The sequence below is a fragment of the Psychrobacter sp. S4(2024) genome (assembly GCF_036861305.1).
GTDB lineage: Bacteria > Pseudomonadota > Gammaproteobacteria > Pseudomonadales > Moraxellaceae > Psychrobacter > Psychrobacter cryohalolentis.
In genome coordinates, this window is sequence record NZ_JAZAQR010000002.1 from 1 (window position 1) to 18,701 (window position 18,701).

The window sequence follows — 18,701 nt, forward strand, 5'->3', positions numbered from 1 at the left end:
GCAGCGAGCAACACCGCTTTGTAACCGGCAAGGTTGGCTTGTGAAGACAAGACGTCCATATTCTGTGCGCGTGATAAGGTGCGTGGCAATAGCTCCATGGCAAAGGCGGTAGCCCCTTTAGCAGCATAAGTATCCAGTTGGGTATTACGATAGGGATCAAGCATGCCGATAATAATTTGACCAGACGTTAAACTAGCAGTCGTTGACGTCGGCAAATCATTGACGGTAGTAATAATCTGAGACTGTGTGACGACGTCAATGCTACTATTGGCAATATCAGCACCCGCAGCCTGATATAATTCATCCGCATAATAAGACGCTTGACCTGCACCTGACTGGATGACAACCTCAAACCCAAGTTTGCGTAACTTTTTTACCGCGTCTGGGGTTAATGCCACCCGACTCTCACTTGCGCTCTCTGCACTAATAACACCAATTTTCATACCGTCTCCTTACGTCTAATGACTACTTTTAATACCCTAACGCACCTCTAAAAAGCACAGGGGACAAAAAAATCTTTGGTCAGGGTTAGCTTAATACTTAAGACCAAAGATTATCAATTTAATAAATGATAGCTCGTTTGCCATCATGCCGTTTTATTATAGATATATCGTCTGCCAACTTTCATTGTCTAATGATGACCCGCAAGTAAAATAAAAGTTAGCTATTTATAACATTATCATAACTTTTATTGTTATATTAAAAAATTTTATTTATTCTTAAGTAGCTTGAAGCCTTTAGGCTATTGGCTTACACGAATTATCAAAACACCTATAATAGTTGATATATGTCCATGATGAGGCTTAAAAGTACAAAACAGCCACGCGTAAGTCAAGTTAAACCTGTAGGTATCGTATAATGAAAAAGCTTGAAACATTAATGGAGTGTTTATCACTTCACTATAATAAGGAATAACTATGTATTTTTTACTCTCTCCTGCCAAATCTTTAAATGAAACAGATACTGCCCCAGTGGATACTGGCAGCTACTATAGTCAGCCTGAGCTAATCGAACATTCACAGGCGCTGATGAAGATATTGAAGTCGAAGGAGCCGATCGATTTACAAGAGCTTATGAGTATCTCTGATGATTTGTCGCAGCTAAATGCTAAACGTAATCAAGGCTGGGCTTGGAGTGATAACGAACTGTTTACGGATGACAATGCCAAACCAGCTGGTTATTTGTTCGATGGGGATGTTTATACTGGACTTGATATGTATAACATGGATAAAGATACAGCTATTTATGTTAATGAACATTTGGGTATCTTGTCCGGTCTTTATGGCGTGCTAAAGCCACTGGATTTTATTCAGCCGTATCGACTTGAGATGGGTACCAAGCTTAAAAATGAGCGTGGCGATAATTTATACGAGTTTTGGGGCGAAGAAGTTACTAAGATTATTAATAAGCGCATGTCTGATAGCGATGACAAAGTTTTGGTTAACTTAGCTTCTAATGAATATTTTAAAGTGATAAAAAAGAAAGTGCTGAATGCGGAAATTATCACGCCAAGATTTGAAGATGAAAAGAATGGGCAATATAAAGTGATTAGCTTCTATGCTAAAAAAGCACGTGGACTGATGGTGAAATATGCTGCGGATAATAAACTGACCAATGCTGAACAGCTAAAGCAATTTGATTTAGCGGGATATTATTACTGTGAAACCGCTTCTGATGATAAAACGTGGACATTTAGACGGGATGAAGCAAGTCAGTAATTTTTAAAACAATATCTAATTTGCATAAAAAAACCCCAATAAGCTCAGCCTATCGGGGTTTTATTTGAACTAGGTTTAACAAGTACGTTATGACAAAGTCATACTTCTAGCGAAAAGCGATTTGTCGAGGAAGACGCGCGAAAATAGTACCTATTGTACATTGAGCACGTCTGACAAAGAGAAATCGCTTTGTAGTAGAAGTAAAATTACATCATACCGCCCATTCCACCCATACCGCCCATTCCACCAGCACCGCCCATGCCAGCCATACCGTCATCGCCTTGCGGTAAATCAGTAATCATGACTTCAGTGGTTAGCATTAGACCGGCAACAGATGCTGCGTTTTCTAGCGCTGAACGTGCTACTTTGGCTGGATCAAGAATACCCATCTCTAGCATATCGCCATATTCGCCAGAAGCTGCGTTGTAACCGTAGTTACCAGTACCGCTCTTCACTTCATTCACTACTACTGAAGCTTCTTCGCCTGAGTTGGTCACGATTTGACGTAATGGTGCTTCCATTGCGCGACGTAAGATATTGATACCGGCGTTTTGGTCGTCGTTATCGCCACGTAGCTCAGACAATGCATTCATGGCACGAACTAACGCAACACCACCACCAGGTACAACGCCTTCTTCAACCGCTGCACGAGTGGCATGTAGCGCATCGTCAACACGGTCTTTCTTCTCTTTCATTTCAGTTTCAGTCGCAGCGCCAACTTTGATAACGGCAACGCCGCCAGCCAGTTTAGCCATACGCTCTTGAAGCTTTTCTTTGTCGTAGTCAGACGTTGATTCTTCAACTTGACGTTTGATAGATTCAACACGGTTTTCGATATCAGCAGAGTTGCCAGCGCCATCAACGATAACGGTGTTTTCTTTACCGACAGTGACTTTCTTAGCAGTACCAAGTTGCTCAAGAGTAGCAGTCTCTAAACTTAGACCAATCTCTTCAGAGATAACCGTACCGCCAGTTAGCGTTGCGATATCTTCTAACATCGCTTTACGACGATCGCCAAAACCTGGTGCTTTAACGGCACAAGTTTTTAAGCCGCCACGCATGTTGTTGACAACCAATGTCGCCAATGCTTCATTTTCTACGTCTTCAGCAATGATTAGCAATGGTTTGCTTTGCTGCATCACTTGCTCAAGTAATGGCACGATTTCACGGATATTGCTAATTTTTTTGTCAACAAGCAAGATATATGGATTTTCAAATTCAGCGGTTAAGCTGTCCTGCTTGTTCGCAAAGTACGGGCTGATATAACCACGGTCAAACTGCATACCTTCGACAACTTCCAAGGTATCTTCAAAGCTTGAACCTTCTTCAACAGTGATAACGCCTTGCTTACCGACTTTTTCCATCGCTTGCGCAATCAATTCACCGATTTTGGTGTCTGAGTTGGCAGAGATAGAACCAACTTGGGCAATCGCTTTTGAATCATCAGCTGGAGTAGATAGCAAATGAATTTGCTCAACAGCCGCACGTACCGCTTTATCGATACCGCGTTTTAGATCCATTGGGTTCATGCCAGCGGCAACTGATTTCATGCCTTCTTGCAAGATTGACTGAGCCAATACAGTCGCAGTCGTTGTACCATCACCAGCGACATCGTTGGTACGGCTAGCGACTTCACGAACCAATTGAGCGCCCATGTTTTCAAATTTGTTTTCAAGCTCGATTTCTTTGGCAACCGATACACCATCTTTAGTGATGGTAGGCGCGCCAAATGACTTATCGATAACCACGTTACGACCTTTAGGGCCTAGTGTTACTCGTACTGCGTTTGCTAGAACGTTTACGCCGTCCATCATTTGTTTACGGGCATCAATGCCGAATTTTACGTCTTTTGCCATGTTAAATTACTCCACTATTATAAGTATGAGAATGCAATTAAATATTTCAATGATATTGTCAAATATGCGTTGAGTATAATAATACTCAAAAGGGACTAGCCTTCTAACACACCCAATACATCAGATTCTTTCATAATCAATAGTTCTTCGCCGTCAACCTTGACAGTTTGACCAGCATATTGGCCAAACAATACTTTGTCGCCAGCTTTTACATCTAACGCGCGAGTTTCACCGTTGTCACGAATCTGACCATTACCAGTTGCTAGCACTTCACCTTGTGAAGGCTTTTCTTGAGCAGAACCAGGAAGCAAGATACCACCAGCCGTTTTTGTTTCTTCTTCTATGCGGCGGACAACAATACGATCATGTAAAGGACGAATATTCATCAATATGTCTCCAATAATTGGTTATTTAAGTTAAAGATTTATTTGGTTTGTTAGTCTCAACACCCTATCTTCAAAAGCCATCTTATAAAAACGCTTTTATTAAGATAAGCCTTGAGCTTGTTTCAAAAAGTGGGGGCATAGCGAGGTAGCTTCAAGTGTAAAGACCAAAAATTTACAAGAATTTCCTAATTAGAGGGGTGTTTGTCGATAAGCAATACTAAATCTCTGGGAGTATTATGCAATAAAGGCATTAAGTGAGTAATAATCCAGTAGAAAAGACCAGTATTCTATACGCCTATTCTTACTAAATTTACAGCAAGTTACTCATAGGCCAAGCATTACTTAAGATAGTAACATCAACTACAAGAGCCAAACGTCAGCGTAAGTTCTCCCTCTTGAAAATGTAACAGAGTATGACCATTATAAGCATTGAAAATATAATATTAGTTAACAGTAAGTTCGAATCGACTTAAGTAAGTTATTTGATATCAATCTATTAAGGACTGTCCATGAGTTTTTTATCTACCACTAAAGAACCATCCATAACCGATTACAATGACAAAAATAACGGTAAGGTTAAATTCTTAACTGCGTTGACCACTGGAGCGAGCATAGCGGCTATCAGCGCTTTAAGTATGGCTGCACCAACGATTGCCAGTGCAAAAGACATTCAACCTTCGAGCGCTGATTATACGTTTACGATTGAAGACAAGTATAAAGGTACCGCCACTCGTGCTTTAGATAAGTCAGGCAACACGTGGAAATATAATGTCGATGCACGGGTTGCCGGTATCGCAAGTGCTGCGCAACATAGTACCTTTACTATCAACGGTAATGCGGTTGTTCCAATACAAGCCAGTACCACTTATAAACTACTGGGTATTGGTCGTACGCATAAACTCGATTTTAATCCCCGTGGTAAAAAAGTCGTGAGTAATTATAGAGGTAAGTCGACCACGTTAAATATGGCGCAGCAAGCCTTTGATGATTTGAGCCTTGAAGTGCAAATTCGCCAAGACTTGTTAAATGGTAAATTCTCTGGGAATTACTACATGGCAAAACACGATAAAATTGAAAAAACGCCGTTTAAAAAATCTGGTAATACCAAGATAACGGTCCCTGCTGGTACCTTTGATACGGTGCGTGTCGACCGTATCCATGATGACAATAGCCGTTCGACCAGTTTTTGGTTGGCACCAAGCTTAGATTACTTACCGGTAAAAGTAAGCCAGATTAATGATGGTAAGAAGATGGATTTAGAATTGTCTAAAGTGAACTAAGAGCCTCAACTCTACGGTTTAAAACATTAAAAAAGCGGCATGCTAAATAGCGTGCCGCTTTTTTTTATCACAAACTTTAGGGACTTATTGCGTAATTTGCGATGCAATAACTTATGAACGTGGCTGTTTAACCACATTATTCATCGAAGGTAGGCGCTTTAATAAGATAAACAGCCAGATATTAATCGCAAATAGTAGGACGAAATCAATGAAATAAACAGCGATTTCTGCCCAACTACTGCCATAAGCACGTGTGAACAATACAACCCCACTTGCCCCTAAATATACCAAAGTAAACATACTGTCTATTAATAGCGCATAAGGCGAGCGCCCGCGTAGTATCGATGGTGTTAAGACAAATGCTGGTACTAACCATAGCGCTTGCCATGCAATACCGCCGATAATATCAGGGTGACTAGGATTAAAGATATTGATCAAAAGAGGCAAAGCGAGCAATCGAAAGGTTAACCAAACCAGCCATGTCACCATCAGGCGCTGACGAACAGGCATAATCGGTTTCAACAGCTGGGTTGATTGACTGCTTGTTTCGGATATTTGCTGTTGACTGTCATCATGAGAAAGGTTAGTAGCCATTAGAGGTATATATTTCCTAATTGTTCATGCCAAACAGTAATAGATGAGCGCATTAACGGCTCCAGTTAGCTTGCGCTAATGCAGATGCCGTAATCGCCAAGCGACGCCCTTGAGCGATGCCAAGCTCGCGTTCATCAGCAGATACAGGCTGATCATGGGATGCGCCGCTCACATGACTGGCACCATAAGGTGAACCGCCACGCGTGGTACGGTTTAAAGCAGGTTCAGCATAAGGCACGCCCACAATCATCATGCCATGATGCAACAGTGGTAACATCATCGTCAGTAGTGTCGTCTCTTGACCGCCATGCATAGAGCCTGTCGCCGTAAATACTGACGCCGGCTTGTTCTGTAGATTGCCTGCCAGCCAAATAGTGACGGTATTGTCCCAAAAATACTTCATGGGCGCGGCCATATTACCAAAATGGGTTGGGCTACCAAGTGCCAGACCGCTGCAATTTTTTAGATCTTCCATCGTGCAATACAAATCACCGTCGTCCGGTATCGCAGGCTTGCTTACCGTGGTTTCAGGCGCGACTGTCGGTACCGTACGGATGCGCACGGTCATGCCCGCCTCTTCGATACCCTGAGCGATAGCATAGGCTAATGTCTTAGTCGTACCATAATTTGAATAATAGAGTACCAAAACATAAGGGGCGGTCTGACTCATTAGCAAAACTTCCTTATAAAATCGTTAACAGTAATATAGATATTGCCCATTATGCCCGAGTCATTCACTGACATGCAAACAAACCCTGCTACTTGGTAGCATACTTAACCTAGCAGCCAAGCAAATCATCTGCAGTACTTTACTTAACGACTCAATACAATCTAATGCATATTGACACAATTAACGCGCAGATTCAGACAGACCATGTTTGCTACACTATCCGCACTCTATTATCCTTGCTAGATGGTCGTTATGGAAAATCTATTAAAAAAAATACCTTTTTTACACCAACGTTGGTTTCAGTTCTTACGTTTTTTGACGCGGCACTTTTTTGAGGATAATTGTCAGCAAAAAGCTGCATCATTAACCTATACGACTTTGTTGTCAATTGTGCCTATATTAACCGTACTGCTGATGATTTTGTCTTCAGTGCCAGCACTTGCTTCAGTTAGGGCGCAGATTTATGAAGTCATTTATAGCAACTTGCTGCCACAATCGAGCTTGCAAGTCAGTAAATATATCAATAACTTCGCTGAAAAATCCTCAAACCTCACCATCATTGGGGCGATGTTCTTACTTTTTACTACCATCATGACTTTGACCACCATTGAGCGCGCTTTTAACCAAATATGGCGCGTAGAAGATCGTTCTGGCGGTATGAGAAGTATGCTGCGCTATTGGACCATCGTCACCTTAGGACCCTTAGTATTGGGTACGGCATTCATCGCCTCAAGTGCTGTCCAAAGCCTGAGTTTGTTAAATAGACAAATTGGCGGCTATGGTATTGATTGGTCGTTTTGGGTACAAATAGTATCGATTGCAGTTACGATCGCTGGTTTTATCAGTATGTATTGGTTTATTCCAAAAGCACGAGTACCAGCAAAAAATGCTGCGATTGCAGGTGTCTTTGTAGCGATTGTCTTTGAGCTGATGAAACATCTATTTGGTACAGTGATGGCGAACTTTACGAGCTATGAAGCGATCTATGGCGCATTTGCTGCGTTGCCGATTTTCTTATTATGGATATATCTATCATGGAATCTGATTTTATTAGGGGTTGAGATCAGCTATACCCTAACGATATTTGAGACAAAAGAGGTTTATCCGCGCCATCCATTTTTAAGCTTGCTTGATATGTTAAATCTCGTTTATACCCATCACTTAAAAGGTGAAGCGGTGAGCGAACAAGCGCTACGCAATGTCCTCGGACGTAAAGAGCTGCCAAAATGGTATACCTATATCAATTATCTGCAAGACAGTAATTTGATTACCATGACAGAAGATGAGCACTATGTACTCAAAAGAGATTTGAGCAAAATGACCTTGTGGGATTTTTATCGTACCCTGCCTTATCCATTGCCTATCAAAGATGAACTTGATGAGATGAGCCTAGAAGACCAAAAACCTTGGCTTAGCTTATTGGTTAATCGCTTTGAAAATACCGAAGCCTATGCCAAAGCACAATTGAATGTGCCGCTCGGTGCTATTTTTGCCCATAGTGAACCACGTAAGAAAACCTCTGATGACAAATCCACTAACCATAAAAACGAAAAATTTCAAAAAGAGAAAAATGAGTTTTTTAGGAAATCTAGCGCAGCTACCTCCAGTCATTTATTACAAGAGCCTCTAGATAGTAAGGATGACATGCCGAAGTTTGAACCAGTCGCTTATGATAAGGATAGCGACATAGAGCGTGACGAGCACAATCGTGAAATTCTTATTCCACAAGACAGCATTGACGATAAAAATCAAATAAACGCTAATTTTTCTAATGCTAAACGCGATATTATTACTGAAGCCGATAACCCAAGATCGATTTGAGTGTCTAAATAACAAGACCTCTCTATAAAAAACAAGTTCCAAATGGAGCTTATTTTTTTATCCTGTTTTTAATGGATTATTTGCAGTGAATCAGGTAATTTGTTTTTAAGAGCTTTTGTTGCCAGCAGTCATGTTCTATATAACTGCTGGCAACAAAAGAAATACTACGATTATTTTTGGAGCTGCTCACGTTGACTAAACATGCTGAAGACAACTTATTCAACCGTCTATCAACGTCAAGTCTCAAAAGACTGCGGCAGTTTTTTCAGTTATGGTCGCTAAAAACGCTTACCAATTTACCCGATCGCCTAACGAATTTATGGCAACAGCTGATTGGCTCTTACTGGTTTATACCGACTGCCTGTGTGCTGGTAGGTATCTTGCTCGCTCCTATCCTTGTAACGATCGATGAGCATTTTGATCGCGACATGGTCAGAGAGATTACCTTTGCCTTCACTGGCGATGATGACGCCGCGCGCGCTATTATGACCACTATTGCTGGTGCGGTACTTGGTGTGGCAGGCACGACTTTCTCGATTACCATTGCTGTATTATCGATGGCATCTTCACAATTTGGTCCTAGATTACTCCGTAACTTTTTGACCGATACGCCCAATCAGTTCGTTTTGGGCGCGTTCATCGGTACGTTTAGCTATAGTTTGCTGGTGTTAAAAGCCATTCATAAATACGATGTTGGTTTTGGTGTGCCGCAATTGTCGGTGACCTTTGCCATTATTATGGCGATTATTTGTGCCCTTCTACTGGTCTATTTTGTACAGCATATGGTACATGCTATTCAGGCATCACATGTGATTGAAGGTGCCAGCAATGAGGCAATTAAAAACATTCATTATTGGTACAGCGACCGCTGCGATATCGAGCACCAACGTAATATCGAGCATCATGATATCGAACAATTTCATCACTGGTCTGCGACGCCTATTTATCCACCGTACTCGGGCTATTTGCAGCAGATTTATTTTGAATCGCTCATTACCCTATCGCAAGATTATGGCGGTGTAGTAGAAATAAATAGCAGTCTCGGTCACTTTGTCACCGACAAAAATGTGATTGGCTATTTTTATCAGCGTCCGGCAGACCATCCAACTAACCTACAAAAAACAAAAACGCCGCATTTGGCGCTTGTGCCACGTTCGCCTGATGGGCTATTTTGGCAACGTTTTGCTGGTTGTATACGTCTTGAACAGCGCTTGACGCAATCTAATGATATTGCCTATAGCTTAGGGCAAATGACTGAAATTGCCGTACGCGCATTGTCACCAGGTATCAATGACCCAAAAACAGCGGTTAACTGTGTTCAATCGCTGACCAGCTGTCTGAGCATTATGATGCGCTGTCAACCGCCGACGCCGTATCATTTTTATAAACCGTTAGATGAGACAGATACACCAGATACTATCAGCCATCAGCCGTCAGCCATCCTTGCCGTTGTTACACGTATCCCTAAAATATCAGATTTTATTGATAGCTCACTTGGTGAGATACGGCGTTATGCGGCAGCAGATTTGATGGTATTAAAGGCGCTATGTCAGGCAATGATTGACTTGAATTATGCTAGGGTTAATGAGGCGCAGCAGCAAACGCTCATACATGAGATAAAATTGATTGAGCGTGCCGGCGCGGATAATTTAAATTACCATCAACTCGCTGATGATTTGACCGCAATGTGCCAACAAGCAGAGAAATTTATTATGAGTGAAAACGCCCAGCATCACTATTTCCATTATGTCAGTGATTTTGATGCCCATATTCGTCAGGCACTACAAGCCCAATCGAAACAAGTTAGAGCATAGTTGACACCTCTTATTACCCACTTGAGACTTTTTTATGGACCCTACGAGCAGCCTGACCATACTCGAAATTAGCGCGATATTTTTATCTATCACTGCCCTATTAACTTACGTTAATCATCGATTTATTGGCCTACCCACAACTATCGGTGTAATGGTTATCTCGATATTATTGTCGATCGGGGCGATATTTTTAGGATTTTTAGGGTTTGATCAGCTCATTGATTATGAAGTCAGTCTATTAGGCCAGCTTGATTTCACTGAAGTCTTACTTGATGGCATGCTGTCTATGCTGTTATTTGCTGCCGCTTTGCACGTCAATATTGGTGATCTAAAACGTTATAAGCTGCCTATTGGTATTCTAGCGTTCATAGGTACTTTAGTATCAGCACTGCTGATTGCAGGTGCTCTATATCTAATGTTGCCGCTGTTTGGTTTCGAGCTGTCTTTTTTATGGTGCTTACTATTTGGCGCTTTGATATCTCCAACCGATCCTATTGCAGTGATGGGTATTTTAGCCTCTGCTGGCGCCCCAAAAAGCATAGAGACGGTCATCGCGGGCGAATCGCTATTTAACGATGGTATCGGCGTCGTCATCTTTGTACTGCTGCTCGGTATTTTATCGAGCGGTGATATCCCAACCGCCAATTATGTGGTGCATACCTTGGCAGTCGAGGCTGGTGGCGGTATTATTTTTGGCTTAGTACTTGGCGCGATTTTATATTACATGCTCAAAAGCATCGATAGCTATCAAGAAGAGGTTCTACTGACCCTTGGCGGTGTCATAGGCGGCTATGCGCTGGCCAGTCATTGGCATTTATCGGGACCACTAGCAATGGTAATGATGGGGCTGATGCTTGGTAATCGTGGACGAGCACTAGCGATGAGTGATAAAACGCGCCATTATGTTGATTTGTTTTGGGAATTGATCGATGAGATTTTGAACGCAATTTTATTTGTATTAATCGGTCTTGAAGTGGTGATGATTGCTTATTCAGCCAATTTATTTATCGCTGGCGCTTTAACGATTGTGATTGCCTTACTTGCTCGATTTATTGTAGTCGGCATGACCACCAAAACCTTTCATCGACAGCTTGACTTGCCAGCAGGGGCTTGGAAGGTGCTAACATGGGGTGGACTACGAGGTGGTATTTCAGTTGCTTTAGTATTACAACTCCCAACAGGATCTGAACGCGATATACTATTGGCCCTAACTTATGCAGTCGTTATATTCTCTATACTGGTACAAGGGTTAAGTGTAGGCAAGGTCGCCAAAAGCATTCGTACTGATGAAAAAACAGCCAACATATAAATCTTAGATTACGTTATTTATAAAAAAGCCAGTTTAAGATAAATATCTTAAGCTGGCTTTCTAAATTGTCATTTGAACCTAAGGAAACCTGATTAGATTAAACCCTTTCGTTTCATATTACGATAAACCACAATCACAATAATAATATTCGACACCAATATGGTAAGTTTGAACCAATCAAACGGACTCACAATCAAATAGTAGAGTTCAATAGGAATAAATATTCCATAACCCAGTACCCCAAACCAGTAAGCCCATGTTTTATCTTGCCATAAGCCATATGCCTCGACAAAACGCAAACTGGCATAAGCAAAAATCAATAATAAGAATACCGACCAGTTTTTGCTTGCCATCTGTGCAATACGCACCGCACTGTCAACTTGTGGCGCTAATAACTGACCAAATACTTGTTGCCAAGAAGCCGTCGCCGTAATGAGCCAATGCTCAAGGTCGGTATGCCACGACCATAAAGCCAATGCACCTAGTAGTGCGCCAATACCCTTTACGACTTCATAGATTGCTACTGCTTTGATAGATTCGCTTGACGTCGTGCGAGGCTCATTGTGTCGTGGGTCTGAAGACGGATGGTTATCTTTTGATGAATTGCCCTCTGACGAAGACTCTAGACTATCATCCTGCCTAGGCAAATTAGCCAAAGAAAGTCTCCACAACGCGCCCTTGCAGTGTTTGGTTAAAGAATGGCGTATTTTTGCCGTTTGATAACATGGATTCGCTAGTCACCTGCCATTCAAGATTGGGATCGACCAGTACTGCGCCCCCGATAGTCTCATATTGCTCGCTGATACCCGCAATTTTTGCAGGATTTAAGCAGATTTTATCGACCAGCTGCTCAAGTGTTAACACCTCATCTTTTACCAGCTGGCACGCCAGCGCCATAAAGGTATCAAAATTTGAGATACCGGGCGTACTTTCAGCAAATGGGGCTTTTTTCGCGGTACTGTTTAACGGCTCATGATGACTGCAAATTGCATCAATTGTGCCATCTTTTAGACCACGGCGAATCGCTTGCTGATCGGTATTACTACGCAAAGGGGGTAATACATATGCTTGAGCGTTAAAGCCTTCCAGATTATCATCGGTTAAATACAACTGATGCATTGCCACGTCACAAGTAACTGGTAAACCTTTATCTTTCGCCCAGCGCATCAGCTCAATTGACGACTTACAAGATAATTGGCTAAAGTGAGCAGCTATGCCCGTTTCTTCCACCATAAGTAACTGCGTTGATAAAGCGACGGTTTCTGCAATCCAAGGAATACCCTGCAGACCATGATAAGAAGCGATATAGCCTTCATGTGCAACGCCATCACCAGATAGACTAGGCTCATCAGGATAAAAGAATACCTTCATGCCAAACGTCGCCGCATACTCAAGTGTACGTAAGAGCACTAAGTCGTTTTGAAAGGGTCTGCGAGCATTAGAGACAGCAATACAGCCACCTTTTTTGAGCCCTGCGATATTGGAAGGGCGCTCACCCTCCAAGCCAGCGGTCAACGCACCCAAAATATGTAAATAAATCCCACCATCATCAAGCGCGCGCTCACGTAAGCCTTTTAACAATGAGCCATTTTCTAAAATAGGGTTGGTATCAGGGGGAATCACCACATGCAAAAAACCATTACCACGTGCTGCACGCCCTTCTGACTCTAACGTGCCATGCTGCTGTTGACCCGGCTCACGTAAGCGGGCACATAAATCAACCAACGGTGGTAATATCCATGTCTCGCGCTCGCTCGTCAGCTTTGCTAACTGAGCAGTGGCGATTTGTGACAGTGACTCTTTAAATGCTTTTGGAAGTAAGTCGTGCATATGAACATCTGAATTCGTAATGTGAACCATGAGCGTTATTACCGTATCAATAAAATGGGATAAATAAGAATAAAACAAGCGAGACAAATATTATGCTAAATATTAATGACCAGCCGCTTGATGCGCGCGCTGACCTTCCATCGCAAGCGACAATACCGCCATACGAATAGCAATGCCGTTATTAACCTGTTTTAAAATTACAGATTGCGCACCATCGGCAACGCTTGAGGCAATCTCAACACCGCGGTTCATCGGTCCTGGGTGCATAACTAGAGCATCAGGCTTAGCCAGTGCCACGCGCTCAGGAGTAATACCATAGTGCTTATAGTATTCACTCGATGATGCCAATAGTGGAGAGCCAATACGCTCATTTTGAATTCTCAAGCCCATAATGACATCACAGTCCGTCACGCATTCATTCATATTCTCATATACTTGCACACCAAAGCGCTCAATCCCTTTTGGTAATAACGTACGAGGTGCGCAGACGCGAATGTCTTTTACACCCAATGTTTGTAGCGCACTGATGTCAGAGCGTGCTACTCGCGAGTGTTTGATATCGCCAACGATTGCAACCGACAGCTCTTCAAAAGGACGCGGCGCCTCACGGTGAATAGTCAGCATATCAAGCATGCCTTGCGTTGGATGCGCATGCCAGCCATCACCACCATTGATAATGGCAATATCTGGCGTCACTTCAGTCGCCATAAAATGTGCTGCACCTGATGCTGAATGACGTACCACAAAGATATCTGCCGTCATCGCTTGCAGATTCCATAACGTATCGCGTAAGCTCTCTCCCTTCTTGGTGCTAGAGCGTTCGATATCGATATTTAATACATTAGCACCTAAACGTTTTTCTGCTACTTCAAACGTGGTACGCGTGCGCGTCGATGGCTCAAAAAATAGATTCATCACCGTATAGCCTTCAAGCTCAGGACGGTTAATCAGCTGTCCCTTATCATCAAAAAATGACTCAGCTTTAGCGATAATCGCCTGCAGCTGGGCTTTATTAAGACCTTCGATACCTAAAAAATGACGAATACTACCATCAGTATTGAGCTGCGGACGACTCAATGACGCATCAAGTTTTTCATGAATCGTATCAGGATCAAATCTTGCGTAGTCTGTCGGCGAGACGGTAGGTAGTGATTGGCTATCGATAGAATTTGACATAAGGACACGTCTTCATTAAGGGTTTGTATGATTTTATAAGAAGTTATCATTCGTTTTTTTAACGGTTTTGACTCGATAATACGGCAGACATGCATACAGACAAGGACATTTTGCTGCTTATTTGCTACAATTTACCGCAATGATATAAGCAATACTAAAATAGATGCGGCTCTCATTTTAGAGAATAGCAGCACATCATTTGGCAACCGTATCAAAAGACAGCCTCTTAAACCATAATTGAATAATAATAGTGTTAGTGTAGCTGATTTTCAGGTCAGGACAAAGACGCCTTAGTCAGTATTTAACAATATCTCTCATATCAATATAACGTAATCAATTCTTAAACACGCATTCCATACTTAACTTATACCACTCTTTATCAGAATTATTCATTAGGAAACACTATGACAACCTTAGCACAGTATTTGAACACTAACGCCACCACTCCTGCCCTCAATGACGTTATCACTACCGTCACTGACGTCGGCAAAACCATCTCACAGCTCTTAAGAAAAGGCGCTTTGGCAGACATCCTTGGTGAAGCGGGTAATCAAAATGTGCAAGGTGAAGACCAGAAGAAGTTAGATGTATTGGCCAACGATTTATTATTAGATGCATTGGCACAAAACAGCCATTGTGCTGGTGTTGCTTCAGAAGAACTTGATGATGCTACTCCTGCCAATATTGATGGCAGTTTGTTGGTATTGTTTGACCCACTCGATGGCTCGTCTAATATCGACATCAATATGGCTGTCGGCACCATATTCTCGATTTTACCGTACCAGCGTCAAGGTCAAGTTAGTAAAAATAGCGACTTTTTACAAGCGGGTAATCAGCAGTTAGCAGCCGGTTACTTACTATATGGCACCTCTACCGTTCTTGCGCTGACCATCACAGATAATGTAGTCATGTTTAGCCTAGATCCAGATACCAATGACTATGTATTAATAGAAGAAAATGTCACAATCGATGCCGATACTAGCGAATATGCTATCAATGCCTCAAACTACCGTTATTGGCGCGCGCCAATGCAGCAATATATCGATGAGCTTATCGCTGGCGAGACAGGCGTACGTGGTCGCGATTTTAATACGCGCTGGGTTGCCGCTATGGTTGGTGATGTTCATCGCATTCTATGCCGCGGTGGTTTATTCACATATCCATTTGATACCAAATACGCCAATAAAGCAGGCAAATTACGTCTCATGTATGAAGCCAATCCCATGAGTTTATTAATTGAACGTGCTAGCGGCGGGGCAACGGATGCAGTCAATCGCATTTTAGATATAGAGCCGCTTGACATTCATCAACGCGTGCCTGTAGTACTTGGCAGTAAAAATGAAGTCGACTATATTAAAGAGTTGCATTTAAACTACAGTGATAAGTAAGCTAATCAAGCACATTTTGACAGCACCTATAAAGCCATATCAATCATCATTTTATAGGCGCTTTCTATATTTTATACTTTTTCTCTAAGCGATCTATTATGGTAGCAAATCCCACCGAGCTTATTACCTCAGATAAGAATACAACGGTCAAGCTAGTAAAGGCGTTGTTGACGCAAGCTCGCCAACGTAACAAACACGGTCAAACTGTCGTTGAAGGTATTCATCTTATTGATGCTGCACTTCGTAGCGATTATCCATTTGTGCAAATATTGCTAGCAGAGTCCGCACACCATCATCCAGAGGTGCAGCAAGTTCTCACCCGCTTGCCCACTTATACGCCTATCTTAACCTTGTCGGATGCGCTTTATGAAAGTATTCGTAGCTTAGGTACTGGGATTGATATTATGGCAGTGATTAAGATGCCAACCCCTAGCCTATCTATGATTCATGATGACTGCTTGATTCTCAATGACGTTCAAGATAGTGGTAATGTCGGCACATTACTGCGCACCGCAGCAGCTGTTGGAATCAAAAACATACTTTGCACCAGCGCTACTGCGCAAGCTTGGTCACCAAAAACATTACGGGCAGGAATGGGTGCCCAGTTTGCCCTAAATATATATGAGGGATTAAGTGTACAAGAGGTTTTAGACCATGTGCAAACCCCTCTATTTGCCACCAGCTCGCACACTGATACCGTCATCTATCAGCATGATTTAAAGAAACCAATCGCTTGGATTATGGGACATGAAGGTCAAGGGGTTTGTGACGAGCTGATGCAGTGCGCAACCCCTATCGCTCTACCACAGCCCAATGGGCAAGAAAGCCTCAATGTTGCGATTGCAGGCTCACTATGTTTGTATGAGACATTACGTCAAAGAAGTTATAGCTAATATCATTTAACTGAATCAGCAAGACGATTTTTAAATTGAATACAAAAAAACCCGCAATCAATGATAGCGGGTTTTTTCTTTCACTTTCACTAACAAGTACTTAGATTTTACTGGTCAGTTCAGGTAAGGCTGCAAATAAATCAGCTTCTAAGAAGTAATCGGCAACGCTAGCGATAGGTGATTCTGGGTCATTATTGATAGCAACGATGACTTTAGAATCTTTCATACCCGCTAAATGCTGAATAGCGCCTGAAATACCAGCTGCGATATATAAGTCTGGTGCAACGATTTTACCCGTTTGACCAACCTGCATATCGTTTGGTACATAGCCTGCGTCGACAGCGGCACGTGATGCACCAACAGCAGCGCCAAGTTTATCAGCCAATGGTTCGATATATTTAGTGAAGTTTTCACCATTTGCTAGGGCACGACCGCCAGAAACCACGATGCTGGCTGACGTCAATTCTGGACGGTCAGACTTAGCCATTTCTTCGTTAACAAAGCTTGATTTGCCAAGCTCTTGCACATTTTCAAGAGTTTCAACAGCGGCTGAACCACCTTCACTTGCTACTGGATCAAAAGCAGTGGTACGTACGGTTAATACCACTTTATCTTCTGTCGTTTTAACCGTTGCAGTCGCATTACCAGCATAGATAGGACGCTCAAACGTTTGTGCATCTACCACAGCAGAGATTTCTGATAACATGCTCACATCAAGTAATGCGGCAACGCGTGGTAAGAAATTTTTACCAGTTGTTGTAGCAGGTGCAAGAATATGACTGTACTCACCAGCAATATCAGCGACCAATAGCGCTAAGTTACCTGCCAGTTGATGCTCATAAGCTGCGTTGTCTGCTAGCAATACTTTGCTGACGCCTGCTGCTTTTGCCGCTTCATCAGCTGCTGCTTGAGCACCACTACCAGCGATCAATACATGAATATCACCGCCAATTTGCTGAGCAGCAGCGATCGTATTCAAAGTTGCCTTTTTTAGACTGGCATTGTCGTGTTCTGCATATACCAAAATTGCCATTTTTTTTGTCCTTTATTTATTCGTATCATCTATTCATGAGGTTGTTGGTACACAAAGCCCTATTATGTCCAAGTTCAATAAAACTTATTTAGGACGTCATGGCTTTGCAGTAGATAGGCACTAGCAAAGTATTAAATGACTTTTGCTTCGTTTCTTAGCTTATCGACCAACTCATCAACTGAACCCACTTTGATACCAGCTTTACGCTCAGCAGGTGGTACAACTTTAATGATTTCTTGCTTAGATACCATATCAACACCAAAATCAGCAGGTGTTTTTTCATCAAGCTGCTTTTTCTTTGCTTTCATGATGTTAGGCAATTTTGCATAACGTGGCTCATTCAAACGTAAATCAGTCGTAATAACCGCTGGCAAATCAAGCGCAACCGTTTGCAAACCACCATCGATTTCACGCGTTACATTAACTTTATCGCCTTCAACCTTTACTTCTGATGCAAATGTACCCTGACCAATACCCATCAATGCCGCTAGCATTTGACCCGTTTGGTTATTATCATCATCAATCGCTTGTTTACCTAGTAAAATAATATCGGTAGCTTCAGATTCAGCGATATTTTTCAGGATTTTAGCGATTTGTAGAGGATAAGGTTTTGCATCAGTTACTACCAAGATGCCACGATCAGCACCCAGTGCTAAAGCGGCACGAATCTGCTCTTGTGACTCTTTTGGACCAATTGAGGCAACGATGATTTCATCAATCACACCCGCTTCTTTAAGACGAACCGCTTCTTCTACTGCAATTTCATCAAAAGGGTTGATTGACATTTTAGTGTTAGATAAATCTACGCCAGAATTATCAGCTTTTACACGAACTTTTACGTTGTAATCAATGACACGCTTGACCGCTACTAATGCTTTCATACGTTCCTCGTTTATTAATGTTATGAATTAAAATTGCCAGTTAAGAACCAAA

General features: G+C 42.2%; 16 protein-coding genes and 1 pseudogene. 7 read left to right on the forward strand and 10 right to left on the reverse strand.

Annotation, left to right across the window (positions count from 1 at the left end):
* Window positions 1-443, reverse strand: a pseudogene (locus VLA57_RS04845) (NAD(P)(+) transhydrogenase (Re/Si-specific) subunit alpha); the annotation flags it as partial.
* A 474-nt stretch (window positions 444-917) separates the two neighbouring features.
* Between VLA57_RS04845 and yaaA the strand changes: the two are divergent.
* The gene (gene yaaA, locus VLA57_RS04850) at window positions 918-1,718 is read left to right on the forward strand and encodes a peroxide stress protein YaaA (RefSeq protein WP_333954474.1); all 801 of its coding nucleotides are present in this window, start codon (window positions 918-920) and stop codon (window positions 1,716-1,718) included.
* Window positions 1,719-1,924: 206 nt separating this feature from the next.
* Here yaaA and groL read toward each other — a convergent pair whose 3' ends face one another.
* Together groL and VLA57_RS04860 are read right to left on the reverse strand one after the other, a co-directional pair.
* Window positions 1,925-3,574 carry a chaperonin GroEL gene (groL, locus tag VLA57_RS04855; protein ID WP_011512893.1) on the reverse strand — a complete coding sequence of 550 codons (1,650 nt, stop codon included), beginning with the start codon at window positions 3,572-3,574 and terminating at the stop codon, window positions 1,925-1,927.
* 95 nt (window positions 3,575-3,669) lie between these two features.
* Entirely contained in the window at window positions 3,670-3,963 is a 294-nt protein-coding gene (locus VLA57_RS04860) for a co-chaperone GroES (protein ID WP_025652227.1), read from the reverse strand.
* A 506-nt stretch (window positions 3,964-4,469) separates the two neighbouring features.
* Here VLA57_RS04860 and VLA57_RS04865 point away from each other — a divergent pair.
* Window positions 4,470-5,240, forward strand: coding sequence for a DUF3108 domain-containing protein (locus VLA57_RS04865; protein ID WP_133105414.1), 771 nt, complete (start codon window positions 4,470-4,472; stop codon window positions 5,238-5,240).
* 111 nt (window positions 5,241-5,351) lie between these two features.
* Here the strand turns inward: VLA57_RS04865 and VLA57_RS04870 are convergent, their stop codons facing one another.
* Together VLA57_RS04870 and wrbA are read right to left on the reverse strand one after the other, a co-directional pair.
* Window positions 5,352-5,834, reverse strand: coding sequence for a hypothetical protein (locus VLA57_RS04870; RefSeq protein WP_020442832.1), 483 nt, complete (start codon window positions 5,832-5,834; stop codon window positions 5,352-5,354).
* Between the two features lie 52 nt (window positions 5,835-5,886).
* Window positions 5,887-6,504, reverse strand: coding sequence for an NAD(P)H:quinone oxidoreductase (gene wrbA, locus VLA57_RS04875; protein ID WP_020442831.1), 618 nt, complete (start codon window positions 6,502-6,504; stop codon window positions 5,887-5,889).
* 252 nt (window positions 6,505-6,756) lie between these two features.
* Between wrbA and VLA57_RS04880 the strand changes: the two genes are divergently transcribed.
* From VLA57_RS04880 to VLA57_RS04890, 3 genes are all read left to right on the forward strand, one after another.
* The gene (locus tag VLA57_RS04880; protein WP_333954475.1) at window positions 6,757-8,325 is read left to right on the forward strand and encodes a YihY family inner membrane protein; all 1,569 of its coding nucleotides are present in this window, start codon (window positions 6,757-6,759) and stop codon (window positions 8,323-8,325) included.
* Window positions 8,326-8,516: 191 nt separating this feature from the next.
* Complete coding sequence (locus VLA57_RS04885) at window positions 8,517-10,139, forward strand: DUF2254 domain-containing protein (protein ID WP_144061744.1); 1,623 nt, start codon at window positions 8,517-8,519, stop codon at window positions 10,137-10,139.
* 34 nt (window positions 10,140-10,173) lie between these two features.
* The gene (locus tag VLA57_RS04890; protein WP_133105418.1) at window positions 10,174-11,448 is read left to right on the forward strand and encodes a cation:proton antiporter; all 1,275 of its coding nucleotides are present in this window, start codon (window positions 10,174-10,176) and stop codon (window positions 11,446-11,448) included.
* A 92-nt stretch (window positions 11,449-11,540) separates the two neighbouring features.
* On the opposite strand, the gene VLA57_RS04895 is transcribed toward VLA57_RS04890, so the two are convergent.
* From VLA57_RS04895 to VLA57_RS04905, 3 genes are all read right to left on the reverse strand, one after another.
* Window positions 11,541-12,104 carry a DUF2127 domain-containing protein gene (locus VLA57_RS04895; protein WP_011512886.1) on the reverse strand — a complete coding sequence of 188 codons (564 nt, stop codon included), beginning with the start codon at window positions 12,102-12,104 and terminating at the stop codon, window positions 11,541-11,543.
* Window positions 12,097-13,278, reverse strand: coding sequence for a dihydroorotase (locus tag VLA57_RS04900; protein ID WP_133105419.1), 1,182 nt, complete (start codon window positions 13,276-13,278; stop codon window positions 12,097-12,099). The genes VLA57_RS04895 and VLA57_RS04900 overlap by 8 nt, the downstream gene beginning before the upstream one ends.
* Window positions 13,279-13,380: 102 nt before the next feature.
* Complete coding sequence (locus VLA57_RS04905; RefSeq protein WP_011512884.1) at window positions 13,381-14,454, reverse strand: aspartate carbamoyltransferase catalytic subunit; 1,074 nt, start codon at window positions 14,452-14,454, stop codon at window positions 13,381-13,383.
* Between the two features lie 404 nt (window positions 14,455-14,858).
* Here VLA57_RS04905 and VLA57_RS04910 point away from each other — a divergent pair, with 404 nt between their 5' ends.
* Both VLA57_RS04910 and VLA57_RS04915 read left to right on the forward strand, forming a co-directional pair.
* Window positions 14,859-15,842, forward strand: coding sequence for a class 1 fructose-bisphosphatase (locus tag VLA57_RS04910; RefSeq protein ID WP_133105420.1), 984 nt, complete (start codon window positions 14,859-14,861; stop codon window positions 15,840-15,842).
* 98 nt (window positions 15,843-15,940) lie between these two features.
* Window positions 15,941-16,735: a TrmH family RNA methyltransferase gene (locus tag VLA57_RS04915; protein WP_133105421.1), complete on the forward strand. Its 795-nt coding sequence runs from the start codon at window positions 15,941-15,943 to the stop codon at window positions 16,733-16,735.
* Window positions 16,736-16,835: 100 nt separating this feature from the next.
* Here VLA57_RS04915 and VLA57_RS04920 read toward each other — a convergent pair whose 3' ends face one another.
* Window positions 16,836-17,768 (reverse strand): electron transfer flavoprotein subunit alpha/FixB family protein, encoded by a 933-nt coding sequence (locus VLA57_RS04920; RefSeq protein WP_333954476.1) that lies wholly within the window; start codon window positions 17,766-17,768, stop codon window positions 16,836-16,838.
* 131 nt (window positions 17,769-17,899) lie between these two features.
* On the reverse strand, window positions 17,900-18,649 hold the full coding sequence (locus tag VLA57_RS04925; protein WP_333954477.1) for an electron transfer flavoprotein subunit beta/FixA family protein: 750 nt from the start codon (window positions 18,647-18,649) through the stop codon (window positions 17,900-17,902).
* Window positions 18,650-18,701 lie beyond the last annotated feature (52 nt).